The organism is Pantoea sp. X-Soil-YNGN-785, assembly GCF_059730585.1.
Genome location: NZ_AP035942.1, coordinates 193,269 through 208,754, shown reverse-complemented (window position 1 = coordinate 208,754; position 15,486 = coordinate 193,269). Strand labels below are relative to the sequence as shown.

Below are 15,486 nucleotides of genomic sequence, written 5' to 3'. Positions count from 1 at the left end.
GGCAGCAGGTTTGCTATTCTTAGCGTCCATTCAATGGGAGCAGTTATGGAATCCTGGTACTTACTCTATTGCAAACGTGGACAGCTATTGCGCGCGAAGGAGCATCTGGAGCGGCAGGAAGTGCATTGCCTCAGTCCAATGATCGCTCTGGAAAAAATCGTGCGCGGCAAACGCACCACGGTGAGTGAGCCACTGTTTCCAAATTACCTGTTTATCGAATTCGATCCGGAAGCGATTCACACCACGACGATTAGCAGCACACGCGGTGTCAGTCACTTCGTGCGCTTTGGCACCACGCCCGCAACCGTGCCATCGGCGGTGATCGAAGCGCTGGAAACCGACGTTCCGCAAATCCTGCTTGACCCTGAGACACCACAAAGCGGCGATGAAGTCGTCATCACCGAGGGGACGTTTGAAGGGCTGCGCGCCATTTTTGCCGAGCCGGATGGTGAAACGCGCTCGATTCTGTTGCTGAATCTGCTGAACAAGCAGGTGATGCGCAGCGTCGACAACAAGCAGTTCCGTAAGATTTAAGCCAGTCGGAACAACGTCCGCGCATTCTGATCGATGCGGGTCGCCAGTTCCTCAGCACTCTCGCCTCGCCATGTCGCCACCTGATTAACAATATGCGGTAAAAAGCAGGGTTCGTTCCGGCGTGAGGTTGGGCGCGGACGCATGTCGCGTGGCAGCAGATAAGGCGCATCCGTTTCCAGCAGCAGCCGGTCAGCCGGAATCAGCGGCAGCAGCTCGCGCAATTCCAGCCCACGACGCTCATCGCAAACCCAGCCCGTAATCCCCACCGATAATCCCATCGCCAGACAGGCCTCCAGCTCATCACGGGTGCCGGTAAAGCAGTGAATCACCGCACCAGCCAGTTTCGGCAGCCAGGGTTCAAGTACCGCAGCGAAACGGGCATGGGCTTCACGGCAGTGCAGAAACACCGGCATGTTGAGTTCGGCCGCCAGCGCCAGCTGCGCGTCAAACGCATACTCCTGCTGCTCATGCGCCGACAGGTTGCGGTTGAAATCGAGCCCGCACTCACCGATAGCTACCACTTCCGGTTTTTCAGCCAGGCGACGCAGGGTACTGGCGATTTCCGTGGACCATTCGCTGGCATGGTGAGGATGAACGCCCGCAGTAGACCAGCAGAAGCCGGGTTGAGCTTCAGCCAGTCGCTGAGCCTGCTGGCTCTCCAGCGCGTTAGTGCCGGTAATAAGCATGCCGGTGACGCCCGCATCACGCGCGCGTTTAACCACCTTTTGCCGGTCGGAGGCGAATTGCGTGCTGGTCAGGTTTACACCGATATCAAACATAATATTTCCCACTGTTTATAAACAAAAACCGCCCATCAGGGCGGTTTGGAGTGAACGCTTCCCGCCAGTGCGGGTAAGGCTGTCAGCATCAGGCGTCGGTGTTCTCTTCCTCATCCTGTAAGCGTCGGCCTTTACCCACATAGTACCGGGAAAAGAATACGCCGACTTCAAACAGGCAGTACATCGGAATAGCGAGCAAAGTTTGGGAAAAAACATCCGGCGGTGTGAGCAACATCCCGACCACGAAGGCACCTACCAGAATATAAGGACGCTTCTTCTTCAACTCTTCCGGACTGGTGATCCCCGTCCAGCACAGCAACACAATCGCTACCGGCACTTCAAACGCCACGCCAAATGCCATAAACAGCGTCATGACAAAATCGAGGTACTTAGAGATATCCGTTGCGACGGTGACGCCAATCGGTGCGGTCTTGGTGAAAAAACCAAATGCCAGTGGGAAGACCACGAAATAGGCAAAGGCCACGCCGAAATAGAACAGGAAAGTGCTGGAAAAGAGCAGCGGCATAACCAGCTTACGCTCATGCCGGTAGAGCGCCGGGGCGACAAAGGCCCAGACCTGATAGAGGATCACCGGCACCGCAAGAAACACCGACACAATAATGGTCAGCTTAATCGGGGTGAAAAACGGTGAGGCCACATCGGTCGCGATCATGCTCGATCCAACCGGCATCTGGCTGATCAGCGGTGCCGCGACCAGCTGATAGATGTCATTGGCGAAGTAAACCAGCACCAGGAAAATTGCTAATACAGCGAGAATGCAATTCAGTAGTCGCTTACGCAGCTCAATCAGATGACTGATGAGCGGTTGGGTATCTTCAACGGCCATTATCGTTCATCACTTGCAGAAGAGGAGGCTGCGGGATTACGCGCAGAATCTGCCGGTCTGGCAACATCACTCGCAGGCGCCTGAGCCGGAGCGCTGGCCACAGCGGCAGGTGCGGCAGAGGATTGCACAGCCGGAGCGGATGAAACCGCGGATGGAGCCTGTGCCGGAGCCGTGGCGACTGCGGCAGGTGCCGCAGAAGGTTGCACGGCCGGACCTGAATCTGAAACCGCAGCGGGAGCCTGGGCCGGGGCACTGGCCTGATGTTCTGCGCTAGCCGGCGTTGCCGAAGGCTCAACCGGGCCAGGTTCAGATGCCTGCACCGTCTCAGAAACCGCCTGAGGTACATGCCTGTGCTGAGCCGAATGAATGGTGTTCGCCTCGTCTTCCTCTTTTTCAATGTCGATGCTCTGACTGACCGAGCGTTTCATTGAATCCGCGGTTTTACGCAACTCTTCCATTGACTCTTTCAGCTCAGGGGAGAGCGTGCCGCGGCCCGCTTCTTCCACCTTTTTCAGGCTCTCCTGCAACTCCTGCAGCTTGAGCTCCTGCGCCAGTTCATGTTGTACATTGGCTGCCAGCGAGCGAATCGCCCTGATCCAGCCAACCACGGTTTTCACCGCAACCGGTAAACGTTGCGGGCCGAGAACAATCAGCCCGATAACGAACACCAATACCAGTTCACTAAAACCAATATCGAACACGGTTTACACCTGCTTGTCGTTCTTGGCTTCTTCTTTGTTAGCCGACGTTTGCTGTTTGTCCGCCAGTGTTTTAGCTGCGAAGTCAGCGTCCTGCTCTTTCGGCTGATCCTTTTTGTCATCCTCGTCACTCATAGCTTTTTTGAAGCCACGAATCGAAGAACCTAAATCTGAACCCAGATTACGTAATTTGTTGGTACCGAACAGAAGAACAACAATCACGGCAATGATTAACAATTGCCAGATACTGATACCGCCCATGAGATAGCCTCTAATATTCTGTGAAAACGATAATGTAATGCAGGACAGAGTGCCCTTTTTAACCGGGCTTTAGCCAGCGACATTACCTTTTTTTAAACAGACGTGACAATCAGTTTGTCTTACGCCAGCCGATTAACCAGGAGACGATTCCCGCAGCCATCAATACCGCCGGGAAGAAGTCCCAATCCGGGCGGGTGAGCAGCACCGCCGTTCCACTTAACAGCAACGTTGCACCGACGCCAAACAGGTATCGCGCCTGATGGTGACGGACGCGTTGCGCGTTCATGTCGCCCACTAACTTATCGACGCTGTGCCGTAAGAGTTTGTGCTGGCGCATGCTGTCGTAAAAGAGTTCTGGCAACTCAGGTAACTTTTCAGCCCAGAATGGCGCTTTCTCTTTGACCGCACGAATAATAGCGGGCAAACCGACCTGATCCTTAATCCAGTCTTCCAGGAACGGCTTAGCCGTCTTCCACAGGTCGAGCTGCGGATAGAGCTGACGGCCAATCCCTTCCACATAGAGCAGCGTTTTTTGCAGTAATACCAGTTGCGGCTGCACTTCCATATTGAAGCGGCGTGCGGTGTTAAACAGATTCAGCAGCACATGGCCGAAGGAGATCTCAGCCAGCGGTTTTTCGAAAATCGGCTCACAGACCGTACGGATCGCAAACTCGAAATCTTCAACGTTGGTATCGGGCGGCACCCAGCCTGAGTCAACGTGCAGCTCCGCGACCTTACGGTAGTCACGGTTGAAGAAGGCGATGAAGTTTTCCGCCAGATAACGCTTATCTTCTTTGTTCAGTGAACCCACGATACCGCAGTCGATACCGATATATTGCGGATCTTCCGGATGCTCATAGCTGACAAAAATGTTGCCCGGATGCATATCCGCATGGAAGAAGCTGTCGCGGAAAACCTGGGTGAAGAAGACCTGCACGCCACGCTCTGCCAGCAGCTTCATGTTCACACCATGACGCTCCAGCGTCGCTACGTCTGAAATCGGAATGCCGTAGATGCGCTCCATCACCATCATAGTTTCGCTGCAGTAATCTGAATAGACTTCCGGCACATAGAGCATACGGCTATCTTCAAAGTTCCGGCGCAGCTGAATGGCATTGGCGGCTTCGCGTAACAGATTCAGTTCATCAAGCAGGGTTTTCTCATAATCGCGCACCACCTCGACCGGACGCAGACGACGGCCATCCGGCAGCAGACGCGGAACCCAGCGAGCCAGGCGATAGATAAGCTTCATGTCCGCCCGGATAACCGGCAAAATATCAGGGCGAATGACTTTGATGACCACTTTCTTACCGGTCGATTTCAGCGTGGCGGTGTGCACCTGCGCAATGGATGCCGACGCCAGGGGCTTGATATCAAAATCATCAAACCAGGTTTCAATCGGTGCGCCCATTGAGGCTTCAATCTGCGCTTTGGCTTTGACGCCATCAAACGGCGCAACGCGGTCCTGCAGGATTGCCAGTTGATCGGCGATCAGCGGCGGGAAAAGATCGCGACGCGTCGACAGCATCTGGCCAAACTTGATCCAGACCGGCCCAAGTTGCTCCATCGCCATGCGCATGCGTGCGCCAATCGGTTCATGCTTATACAGATTGGGGATCCAGAAAACAGAGCGACGCCACAGGCGAAACAGGAAAGTGAGGCGTGTCTGAGGGATCAGTTCATCAAGGCCATAGGTCAGAAAGACCTTCATGATCAGATATAAACGGCGGATCTCTCCAAAACTCATTTTGCCTCCAGCTGCGCCAGACGCGCATCAAGCGCCTCAAGCGAACGTTCCATCGCGTCGACCTCCTCAGAAAACCAGGCTAACTCCAGCGAGCCAGGCGCAACACGCCACTCTTCGGTAATGGCCTGTCCGAGATAATCCTGGCGACGCTGCACTTCACCTTTGAAAAAGCGGAATGCCTGTTGTGAGCGCTGACTGATGCCCTGAGCGGCGATATCGCCGACCCAGGGAGCCAGATATTCGGCCGGATCCAGCTCAGCCAGATCCATCAGCGCGGAGAACTGCTGCACCACCTGCAGGTCACCTTCAACCTGCAGCTCACCGCTGCGGATCAGCGGCGTCAGCTGCTGGCGATCGCGCAGCTTAGGCAGCGTTTTCAGCGAGGTGATCACCGTGCAGTCACTGCGATCCTGCCAGTCCGCTAATACGTCGAGCTGCTGCTCACTGAAAACCAGCACCAGCGGATGCGAAAACTCACTCAGGCGCAGCGTCAGCACTTTGCCATTCAGGCGTTGCCGCGCCGCTTTCAGGCCACGATCGCGATAGAGGATACGGTTCAGCGCCGTTTCCAGACCTGCGGTAATCAAGGGCGTCAGGTTCATTACCATCTCACTCAGAACTTAAATCCGCGATGCAGCGCAACAATGCCGCCGGTCATATTGGAGTAAGTGGTATTTTCAAAACCGACATCGTTCATCATCGCTTTCAGGGTCTCCTGATCGGGATGCATGCGGATTGATTCGGCCAGATAGCGATAGCTCTCTGCATCCTGCGCTACCAGCTGTCCGATGCGCGGCAGAATGTGGAACGAGTAAGCGTCATACGCTTTGCTCAGCGGATCCAGAACAGGCTTAGAGAACTCCAGCACCAGCAGGCGTCCGCCCGGCTTAAGGACACGGAACATGGAGGCCAGCGCCTTCTCTTTTTCCGTGACGTTGCGCAGACCAAAGGAGATGGTGATGCAGTCGAAATAGTTATCGGGGAAAGGCAGCGCTTCTGCGTTAGCCTGGACGTAACTCACGTTGCCCACCACGCCCTGATTGCGCAGTTTTTCGCGGCCCATCTTCAGCATGGAGCTGTTGATATCCGCCAGGACAACCTGACCGGTTTCGCCCACCAAGCGAGAGAATTTGGCGGTGAGATCGCCGGTACCACCCGCCAGATCTAACACGCGCTGACCGCGACGTACGCCGCTGCTGTCAATGGTAAAACGCTTCCAGATACGATGGACGCCAAACGACATCAAATCGTTCATCAGGTCATATTTTGCTGCTACGGAGTGAAACACATCCGCGACTTTGTAAGCTTTTTCGCTTTTGGCGACCGTCTGAAAGCCAAAATGGGTAGTTTCCTGCTGTGATTCATCTGCCATCGGTTTTACCTGCTCCACAAACAATACTTCCCGAAGTGTATCAGAGTCACGGAAGTCAGGCACGCTGCGCCCATACTATTCGTGGAGGCGTCTCACACGACTCTCACTTTCATCCGCATCCCTGTCGTCATCTGCGTCGTCAGCCGCCCGGTTTTCCTGCATGGCCCGCTCGGCCAGCTGGGGATTGATGGGTCGTTTGATCTCCACGCCCAGCGCACGAAATCCTTCCGTCTGCGCAATCAGGTTGCCGCGCCCTTCTGCCAGCTTTTTCATCGCCTCGCGATAGCTGTTCTGCGCCTTATCCAGGCTGTGACCAATGCCACTCATGTCATCGACAAACAGTCGCATCTTGTCATAGAGGCGCGTGGCCCGGTCAGCAATACGCTGCGCATTGCGGCTCTGATGCTCGTAGCGCCAGAGATTGTTAATGGTACGCAGCGCCACCAGCAGCGTGGTGGGACTGACCAGCATGATGTTCTGCTGCAGCGCCTCGCCAATCAGCTCAGGCTGACGGTCAATCGCCAGCAAAAAAGCCGGCTCGACCGGAATGAACATCAACACATAATCCAGTGACCGTAAACCGGGCAATTGTTGATAATCTTTTCGTCCCAGCAGGCGAATGTGCGCTCGCATCGCGCTGACATGCTCCTGGATCGCCTGCTCACGTTCGATCTCATCATCCGCATTGAAGTAGCGCTCATAGGCCACCAGCGTCATTTTGGCATCCACCACCACATCTTTGCCCTGCGGCAGACGCACAATGACATCCGGCTGCATCCTGCCCTGCTGTTCTGACTGGATGCTGACCTGAGTTTCATATTCGTAGCCTTCACGCAGCCCGGAGGCTTCCAGTACCCGGCTCAGCACCACTTCACCCCAGTTACCCTGGATTTTATTGTCGCCCTTGAGCGCTTTGGTCAGGTTAAGCGCCTCCTGCGCCATCTGCGCATTCAGCTGCTGTAACTGCCGGATTTCATGAGTCAGTGTGTGCCGTTCACGTGCCTCTGCGCCAAAGCTTTCATGCACCTGACGGCGGAAACCATCCAGCTGTTCACGCAGCGGGCCAATCAGCCCGTCCAGACTCTGGCGGTTCTGTTCATCGACGCGACGGCCACTGTTTTCGAAAATACGGTTGGCGAGGTTTTCAAACTGGGCGCTCAGGCGTTGTTCGCTGTTGGTCAGCAGGCGCTGTTTCTCTTCAGCGGCAAAACGGGTCTCTTCAAGGCGGATGGTCACTTCGCGCAGCTCTGCTTCCTGCGCGCTGTTCACCTCCAGCTGATTACGCAGTTCACGATTAAGCTGTTCACTTTCATTGCGCCAGTAATCGAGCTGTTGCAGGCGCTCATTCGCCCCGCTCAGCGCGCCATGAAGCTGACGCAGCTCCTGCTCACGCTGCTGCGTCTGCTGCTGAAGCTGTTCGATTTGCTGCTGCTGGCGCTGTTGCGCCTCTTCCTGCAGACGGCGCTCGGTCTGAAAACTGGCGACCTGATGGCCGGCACGTAACTGTGCCAGCATCCAGCCAATCCCCAACCCGGCCAGCGCCAGACAGGCGCTGATAATGATGTGCTGATCCATGATTTCCCCGCGACTCAGGCTGCTGAGGAAAAAGGTAGAGTCGCACTGTATGAATGTCCAGATAAATTTACCGGCATTCAGCGCCTTACAGGGCCGCTACCGTCAGCTTTCCAGCCTGCCACTCATCAATCAGGAAGAATGGCATCGGTAATAGCCACTCGCCGTTTTTGACCTGCGCCAGATAATGCCAGGTTGTCTCGCCGGAGGTGATCGCAACGCGCTGTCTGCTGCCCACAGGGGCGCTCGATTTACCGGTCATACTGGCAAAACCGGCATTGCTGCCAACGTGGAAATGCGGCGTCTGCCAGCGCACGGGCGCATGATCAGGCCACGGCTGGGCCTGGTGAAAACTGAACAGCTCATCATGGCTCAGGAGGCTTTCACGCACTGTCGGCCATAACGCCACTTTAAGAAAATATTGATCGGTGAAGCGCTGACTGCCCTGATACCGGGCAATGAAATCACGCATCGCCTGTTCCACGTTGTGAAAGACGCCGTGACAGCCGCCCCACATTCCCGCCAGCAGCAGTTCGGTATGAGAGAAGTAGTCGCGCATGTGGTGGAACCAGTAAGGCGACGCCAGCCAGGCGTTAACCGCGGCCGCTTCGCGCTCCGAAAGCAGCGAGTCGGCATCGCGCACGATAAAGCGCTTCACCGTCGGATCGTCGAGCACCAGAAAACGCCACAGGGTCGGAAACAGCGTTTTCTCGTGAGACATATCGACCAGCTGGACGTGTGGCTGGTTCAGGCGCTGCCAGACATGCTGCGGCACGCTGTCATCAAGATAGATGCGGCAAACCCAGCCAGGATAGAACTCAGGCGCTACCTCAACGTTTTTAATCAGCGTTTCGCAATAGCGGGGCTGATCGCCATACAGGCAGAAAGCGATGACATTCTGGTGCGGTTGACTGAGATCGACAGGCTCAGGTTGCGGAGCGGGAAATGCAGTTCGCTGCCCCTGACTGAAACGCGCATCAGAGCGCATCAGCGACGCCAGACCAAAACGTGCCACCTCTTCCTTTTTATCCAGCCAGCCGCACACTTCGGTTAAGCCATCCAGCCAGGTTTCAGAGGCCGTGGCCTGCACAGCGGGCGGTGACTGATAAATTTTCTGGTAGATTTTGTACGATTTATTGTACTGACCCAGACGCAGCAGGCAGAGCGCGTAGTCGCTCAGCACCTGCATCTGATTGGGCATTGAGCGCAAGACTTCTTCGCAGCACCGGGCAGCCAGCGCGTGGTCACCCTGCTGCATGGCAGCGCGAAAACGTTCGGCACTGCGTTCCAGCCGGGCATTGATTGCCGCAGGATTAGCGCCAGGGACAGGACGTCGGACAGGAATCGTATTGCGCATAAAAACTCTCAGGTTTCACTGATGTTACGCGCCGTTAACTACCGGCAACAGGTTTTGAGTCTGGACAAAAAACCTGCTGCCAGACGCGGGCGTTATAATAAACGACGCGCCGCTTCGACCACAATCTTCACTGCGTCACTTTCAGTCTGCTTCATGGTAACCGCATCCGGAATCTCTTTCTGAGTGCGGTTCACAATCACGCCAGCTACCATGCCGGCTCGCAGACCCTGGCTGGCGCACATGGTTAACAGCGTTGCAGATTCCATCTCATAGTTGAGAACGCCCATCTCCTGCCACTCTTTCATCGATCCTTTGAAACGACTGACGACGCGGCCTGAAACGGTGTCGTAGCGCTCCTGGCCCGGATAGAAGGTGTCAGAAGAGGCGGTGATGCCAATGTGGGTTTTCGCGCCACAGGCTTCAGCGGCGGCAACCAGCGCGGTGGTGCAGGCGAAGTCAGCGACAGCCGGGAATTCCATCGGGGCAAAATGCAGGCTTGCTCCGTCCAGGCGAACGGACGCGGTGGTCACCAGCACATCGCCGACGTTGATGTGTGGCTGAATAGCACCTGTGGTACCGACACGCAGGAAGGTACGCACGCCAAGCTGCGCCAGCTCTTCGACCGCAATCGATGTAGAAGGACCGCCGATGCCTGTTGAGCAGACCACGACCGGCTTACCATCAAGTTTTGCCAGCCAGGAGGTAAATTCACGGTGTGAGGCGAGATGCGTGGCATCTTCCATCAATCCGGCAATTTTCTTCACACGCTCCGGGTCGCCCGGCACAATCGCCAGGGTCGCGCCCTGCAGATCGGCTTTTGTCAGGCCAAGATGGAAAACGTCAGACTGTGTCATTTTCAGACTCCTGTTAAGGGAAGGTAGCGCGTCACTCTACGCCAGCACGCCCGATAAATATGTGACAACATTCACTTAAGAAAATGAAAGTTACATTTCACGGAAGATTAAATGTGATTTTAATCACACAATTACGTCTTATTCTTCCGGATAGCCCTTAGCGAGGCTGTGTCAGGGTCGGCGCAGTGTTAAAGAGGTGGATGATTTTATTCACTGCTGATTCTGTTACCCGACACCTGGACGCAGACGCTTTACGGCCAGGCTATAGTTACGTGATTGCGCAAATGCTTGCACGGAGAGAATAATGAAACCCAGTGACACTATGGCACAAAAACCGGCGACGGGCGGCTTTGCCCCTGCCGTGCAGCCCACCGCCTCTACCACCATTATTACCGAAAGCCCGGCAATTCACTCAGGTGAAACCTCAGTGCCCAGCCAGGGCGAAAACATGCCAGCGTTTTTTGCAAAACCGCACTCAGCGGAAGGCCCATTGCCTGTGGTGCTGGTAGTGCAGGAGATCTTTGGCGTCCATGAACACATCCGGGACATCTGCCGTCGTCTGGCACTGGAAGGCTATCTGGCGATTGCACCTGAGCTCTATTTCCGCGAAGGCGACCCGACTGAGTATAACGATATCCCGACCCTGTTCAGCGAACTGGTCAGCAAAGTGCCGGATACGCAGGTGCTGGCCGATCTCGATCATGCCGCTAACTGGGCAGCACGTAACGGCGGTGATATCCGTCGCATGGGCATCACCGGTTTTTGCTGGGGTGGCCGCATTACCTGGCTCTACGCCGCGCATAACCCACAGCTACGCGCCGCGGTTGCCTGGTATGGACGATTAATCGGTGAGCGCACGCTGAAGCAACAGAAGCATCCAATTGATGTTGCGGTCGATTTGAGTGCGCCGGTGTTAGGTTTGTATGGTGGTCAGGATGACGGTATTCCATTGGAGAGCGTCGAGCAGATGCGTCAGGCGCTGCATGCCGCCAATGCGACCGCCGAGATCATCGTCTATCCCGAGGCGGGACATGCGTTTAATGCTGACTACCGCCCGAGCTACCATGCTGAATCAGCCAATGATGGCTGGCAGCGGATGCTGGCCTGGTTCAGGCAGTATGGCGTGGCAGCAAAATAAATGAACAAGGGGCGCTTCTGCGCCCCTGTTTTTGCCACCCGGTCCCTTTCCTACGCCGTCTCACCACGCAGTTTCTTTGCCGCCGTCACCATATTCGCCAGCGCCTGACGTGTTTCCGTCCAGCCACGCGTTTTCAGACCGCAGTCCGGGTTCACCCACAACCGCGCTTCCGGAATCCGTTTCGCCGCCTTCAGCAACAGTGCCTCTATCCACGCCACACTGGGAACATTAGGCGAGTGAATGTCATAGACGCCGGGGCCGATTTCATTCGGGTAGTCGAAGTGTTCGAACGACTCCAGTAAGTCCATGTCAGACCGTGAGGTTTCAATCGTGATCACATCCGCATCCAGCGCCGCGATGGCGTCCATGATGTCGTTAAACTCGCAGTAACACATATGCGTATGAATCTGGGTTTCATCCCGCGCCACCGCCGCATTCAGCCGGAACGCCTCCACCGCCCAGTTCAGATAGTCCGCCCACTCAGACTGATGCAGTGGCAGACCTTCACGCAGGGCAGGTTCATCGATCTGAATAATACCAATGCCTGCTTTCTCCAGATCTTCCACCTCATCACGCAGCGCCAGCGCGATCTGCTTCGCGATGGTTTCCCGTGATACATCTTCACGCGGGAATGACCAGCACAGAATCGTCACCGGGCCGGTCAGCATTCCTTTTACCGGCTTGTCGGTCAGCGACTGCGCATACTTCGCCCACTCAACGGTAATCGCCTCTGGGCGACTGACATCGCCGATGATCACAGGCGGTTTCACACAGCGGGAACCGTAGCTCTGCACCCAGCCATTCTGGGTAAAGACAAATCCCTCCAGATGCTCGCCGAAGTACTCAACCATGTCGTTACGTTCCGCTTCACCGTGTACCAGCACATCCAGTCCCAGCCGCTCCTGTTCGGTAATCGCCTGTCTGATGTGCTCCGCGATGCCGGTGCGGTAATGATTGCTGTCGAGACGGCCCTGTTTAAAGTCGAGGCGCAGGCCGCGAATTTCAGTGGTCTGCGGAAATGAGCCGATGGTGGTAGTGGGCCACGCGGGCAGATTGAAACGCTGACGCTGCAGCGCTGCCCGCACCGGGTAGGCGTTCTGGCGCTCACTGTGCTGCGGCGTAATGGCCTGCAGCCGCTGTCCCACCGCCGCATTATGCACGCGGCGGGAGTGAGCACGGGCACGCACCGGTGTGCTCCAGGCGTCCAGCAGCGTCGCATCATTGTTATTCAGTGCCTGACTCAGCAGTGAAAGCTCAGCACATTTCTGCAGCGCAAAGGCGAACCAGCTTTTGACCTCATCATCCAGACGGGTCTCGACGCAGAGATCGATTGGGCTGTGCAGCAGCGAGCAGGAAGATCCGATCCACAGTTGTTGACGCTCTTTGATTAGCGGTTGCAGGCGACTGAACCAGCGGCTCAGATCGGCGCGCCAGACGTTACGACCGTTAATCACGCCCAGCGACAGCAGCCAGCTGGCGGGCAGTTGCTGATTCAGTTGCTCAATATCATCGTGGCCATGGACCAGATCGACATGCAGGCCCTGTACCGGCAGCTTACGAATGACATCAAGGTTCTGGCCGATGCTGTCAAAATAGGTGGTCAGCAGCAGCTTACTGTGCTCCTGCAGGGCGTCATACGCCGGTTTAAACGCATCGCGCCACGTCTGTGGCAGCTCCAGCGCCAGGGCGGGTTCATCGATCTGAACCCATTCGATGCCGCGCTTCGCCAGTTCTGCCAGCACCTGCTGGTAGACCGGCAGAATCCTTTCCAGCAGCGACAGACGTTCAAACGGCTCACCTTTAACTTTACCCAGCCACAGATACGTCACCGGTCCCAGCAGCACCGGTTTGATGTTGTGGCCCAGCACCAGCGCCTCATCCACTTCATCCAGTAGCTGAGTCCAGGTCAGTTTAAAGGTCTGGTCCTGAGTAAATTCCGGCACCATGTAGTGATAGTTGGTGTTAAACCATTTCGTCATTTCTGCCGCCGCCGCAGGCTCGCCAGTCGGCGCACGACCGCGCCCCAGACGAAACAGCGTGTCGAGATCAACGGTCCCTTCTTTGTTCTGATGACGCGCGGGCACGTTGCCCAGCAGCAGGCTGGTGGTCAGCACATGATCATACCAGGCGAAATCGCCGACCGGCAGCAGATCGACCCCCGCCTCTTTCTGTTGTTGCCAGTGTCGGGCGCGCAGCTCTCGGCCCGTTGCCAGTAAAGCCTGCTGCGTGCTGTCGCCCGCCCAGTAACTCTCCAGAGCTTTTTTCAGTTCACGGCGCAGGCCAATTCGGGGAAAGCCGAGGGTATGGTTCAGGATAGTCATATGCTGTTCTCCAGATAATCTTTCACTTTGGCTTAAATGGGCAGCCAAAGATGTTTAGCCGTCCAGATGTTTACACTGCTATACTCTGCGGGTACTGTATGTTGCTCAAGCGCAATATGTTCATTTTCGATGTGAAGGACTCTCATGATCGAACTCAAGCACCTGCGGACGCTTCAGGCTCTGCGCAATACCGGATCGCTGGCGGCGGCGGCGGCCCAGCTTCATCAGACGCAATCGGCGTTGTCTCACCAGTTCAGCGATCTGGAGCAGCGGCTGGGATTCCGCCTGTTCGTGCGTAAAAGTCAGCCACTGCGCTTTACGCCGCAGGGCGATATTCTGCTGCAGCTGGCGGAACAGGTGCTACCGCAGATTCAGCAGGCGTTGCAGGCCTGCCATGAGCCGCATCAGACCACGCTGCGGGTAGCGATTGAGTGTCACAGCTGCATTCAGTGGCTGACGCCCGCGCTGGATAAATTCCGGCAGAGCTGGCCGCAGGTGGTGATGGATTTTAAATCGGGTGTGACCTTTGATCCCCAGCCCGCTCTGCAACAGGGTGAGCTGGATGTGGTGCTGACCTCCGATATCCTGGCGCGCTCGGGCCTGTTCTACTCGCCGATGTTTGATTATGAAGTGCGGCTGGTGCTGGCGACGGATCATCCGCTGGCGCAGGTTGAGCAGATTTCGCCAGAAGATTTAGCCGATGAAGTGCTGATGATCTATCCGGTGCAGCGTCAGCGTCTGGATATCTGGCGTCACTTCCTGCAGCCCGCTGGCGTCAGTCCGGCCCTGAAAAGTGTGGATAACACCCTGCTGATGATTCAGATGGTGTCGGCACGGATGGGGATTGCCGCACTGCCGCACTGGGTGGTGGAGAGTTTTGAGAAGCAGGGTCTGGTCGTCACGCGCACGCTGGGTGAGGGTCTGTGGAGCCGTCTTTATGCCGCCGTGCGTGAAGGTGAGCAGCGTCAGCCGGTGCTGGAGGCGTTTATCCGTTTTGCCCGTCAGCACGCCTGTGAGCATCTGCCTTTTGTGCGCGATGCCGCGCTGCCCGGTACGGTGTTGCAACGGTAATCCGGCCAGCACAAACCTGCGCGAACGCGGGCAAAATCCCCTATAATGCGCAGCCTGTCGACTGACCATGAGAAGATCTCACCATGACTAACAACGATATTCTGCGCAGCGTGCGCTACATGCTCAACCTGAGCGATGCCAAAATGGTGGAGATTTTTGCGCTGGCAGAATGTGACGTGCCGCAGACAGATATTCAGGCGTGGCTGAAAAAAGATGACGATGCGGCGTTCCGTCCCTGCCCCGATGTGCTGATGGGTTATTTCCTGAATGGCCTGATCTTTTACCGTCGCGGCAAGAGTGAAGATGCGCCTGCACCGTCGATTGAACGCAAGATGACGAACAACATCTTCATGAAAAAACTGCGTATCGCTTTCGATTTAAAAACCACCGATATCCCTGACGTGCTCAAACGCGTGAACTTTACCGTTTCGCAGGCGGAAGTCGGCGCGATTTTCCGCAAGCCCGATCATAAAAATTACCGCGAGTGCGGCGATCAGATTCTGCGTAACTTCCTGAAAGGGCTGGCGATGATTCAGCGCCCTAAGAGTGAGAAGCCAGCTTAATTTCTGATCGCTTCTGACCCCAGCGTGGTCAGAGGTGGCGCATCTGATCGCAAAGAAAGCCTGCATCCATGCAGTACGGCCTCGCCATCCCTGGCTCGGACGCTTTGCTCCTCAGCTGCGCTACCCCTTCCCTCCCGCTTCATCAGGGCTTTGACAAGAGCAGCACCGGGCCAGCCATGCGGCGGACGCTTTACTTCTCAGCCCGCCATTCCCTCCTTCATGCTCGCGCTGAGCCACGCATTTAACAGCGATGAGGCTGTCGCACCTCATGGGCTGGCGCGTCAGAAGAGCGAAGCGTCCGGGCCAGGGATGGCCCGGCCGATCGACAGGGAGGTGAGATTGCTTCGCGATCGGACGCCCCAGCCCGGGAGG

General features: G+C 56.3%; 15 protein-coding genes. 4 read left to right on the top strand and 11 right to left on the bottom strand.

Features of this window, described 5'->3' with window-relative positions:
- Positions 1-45 precede the first annotated feature (45 nt).
- On the top strand, positions 46-534 hold the full coding sequence (gene rfaH, locus AC6I8E_RS00915) for a transcription/translation regulatory transformer protein RfaH (RefSeq protein WP_033734838.1): 489 nt from the start codon (positions 46-48) through the stop codon (positions 532-534).
- Here rfaH and tatD read toward each other — a convergent pair.
- The 10 genes from tatD to udp all read right to left on the bottom strand — a co-directional run bounded on the left by tatD (position 531) and on the right by udp (position 10,021).
- Positions 531-1,313, bottom strand: coding sequence for a 3'-5' ssDNA/RNA exonuclease TatD (tatD, locus tag AC6I8E_RS00910; protein WP_033734837.1), 783 nt, complete (start codon positions 1,311-1,313; stop codon positions 531-533). The genes rfaH and tatD overlap by 4 nt on opposite strands.
- Positions 1,314-1,401: 88 nt before the next feature.
- Positions 1,402-2,160 carry a Sec-independent protein translocase subunit TatC gene (gene tatC / locus AC6I8E_RS00905; protein WP_013359715.1) on the bottom strand — a complete coding sequence of 253 codons (759 nt, stop codon included), beginning with the start codon at positions 2,158-2,160 and terminating at the stop codon, positions 1,402-1,404.
- A complete protein-coding gene (gene tatB, locus AC6I8E_RS00900; RefSeq protein WP_497824330.1) occupies positions 2,160-2,861 on the bottom strand; it encodes a Sec-independent protein translocase protein TatB in 702 nt (233 codons plus the stop codon). Before tatB ends, tatC begins: the two co-directional genes overlap by 1 nt.
- Positions 2,862-2,864: 3 nt before the next feature.
- Positions 2,865-3,119 carry a Sec-independent protein translocase subunit TatA gene (gene tatA / locus AC6I8E_RS00895; protein ID WP_009088506.1) on the bottom strand — a complete coding sequence of 85 codons (255 nt, stop codon included), beginning with the start codon at positions 3,117-3,119 and terminating at the stop codon, positions 2,865-2,867.
- Positions 3,120-3,228: 109 nt separating this feature from the next.
- On the bottom strand, positions 3,229-4,866 hold the full coding sequence (gene ubiB / locus AC6I8E_RS00890; RefSeq protein ID WP_033734835.1) for a ubiquinone biosynthesis regulatory protein kinase UbiB: 1,638 nt from the start codon (positions 4,864-4,866) through the stop codon (positions 3,229-3,231).
- Positions 4,863-5,468 carry a ubiquinone biosynthesis protein UbiJ gene (ubiJ, locus tag AC6I8E_RS00885; protein WP_013359712.1) on the bottom strand — a complete coding sequence of 202 codons (606 nt, stop codon included), beginning with the start codon at positions 5,466-5,468 and terminating at the stop codon, positions 4,863-4,865. Before ubiJ ends, ubiB begins: the two co-directional genes overlap by 4 nt.
- 11 nt (positions 5,469-5,479) lie before the next feature.
- On the bottom strand, positions 5,480-6,238 hold the full coding sequence (ubiE, locus tag AC6I8E_RS00880; RefSeq protein WP_497824329.1) for a bifunctional demethylmenaquinone methyltransferase/2-methoxy-6-polyprenyl-1,4-benzoquinol methylase UbiE: 759 nt from the start codon (positions 6,236-6,238) through the stop codon (positions 5,480-5,482).
- Between the two features lie 75 nt (positions 6,239-6,313).
- Positions 6,314-7,813: a DNA recombination protein RmuC gene (gene rmuC, locus AC6I8E_RS00875; RefSeq protein ID WP_201252261.1), complete on the bottom strand. Its 1,500-nt coding sequence runs from the start codon at positions 7,811-7,813 to the stop codon at positions 6,314-6,316.
- Positions 7,814-7,898: 85 nt separating this feature from the next.
- Positions 7,899-9,167 (bottom strand): tetratricopeptide repeat protein, encoded by a 1,269-nt coding sequence (locus AC6I8E_RS00870; RefSeq protein WP_312217149.1) that lies wholly within the window; start codon positions 9,165-9,167, stop codon positions 7,899-7,901.
- Between the two features lie 92 nt (positions 9,168-9,259).
- Entirely contained in the window at positions 9,260-10,021 is a 762-nt protein-coding gene (gene udp, locus AC6I8E_RS00865) for a uridine phosphorylase (protein WP_033734831.1), read from the bottom strand.
- Between the two features lie 304 nt (positions 10,022-10,325).
- Between udp and AC6I8E_RS00860 the strand changes: the two genes are divergently transcribed.
- Positions 10,326-11,159, top strand: coding sequence for a dienelactone hydrolase family protein (locus AC6I8E_RS00860; RefSeq protein WP_013359708.1), 834 nt, complete (start codon positions 10,326-10,328; stop codon positions 11,157-11,159).
- A gap of 50 nt (positions 11,160-11,209) precedes the next feature.
- Here the strand turns inward: AC6I8E_RS00860 and metE are convergent, their stop codons facing one another.
- Positions 11,210-13,480: a 5-methyltetrahydropteroyltriglutamate--homocysteine S-methyltransferase gene (gene metE, locus AC6I8E_RS00855; RefSeq protein ID WP_497824328.1), complete on the bottom strand. Its 2,271-nt coding sequence runs from the start codon at positions 13,478-13,480 to the stop codon at positions 11,210-11,212.
- Between the two features lie 144 nt (positions 13,481-13,624).
- On the opposite strand from metE, the gene metR reads away from it, so the two are divergent.
- Positions 13,625-14,551 (top strand): HTH-type transcriptional regulator MetR, encoded by a 927-nt coding sequence (gene metR / locus AC6I8E_RS00850; RefSeq protein ID WP_013359706.1) that lies wholly within the window; start codon positions 13,625-13,627, stop codon positions 14,549-14,551.
- An 83-nt stretch (positions 14,552-14,634) separates the two neighbouring features.
- Positions 14,635-15,114 carry a YehS family protein gene (locus AC6I8E_RS00845; protein ID WP_013359705.1) on the top strand — a complete coding sequence of 160 codons (480 nt, stop codon included), beginning with the start codon at positions 14,635-14,637 and terminating at the stop codon, positions 15,112-15,114.
- Positions 15,115-15,486 lie beyond the last annotated feature (372 nt).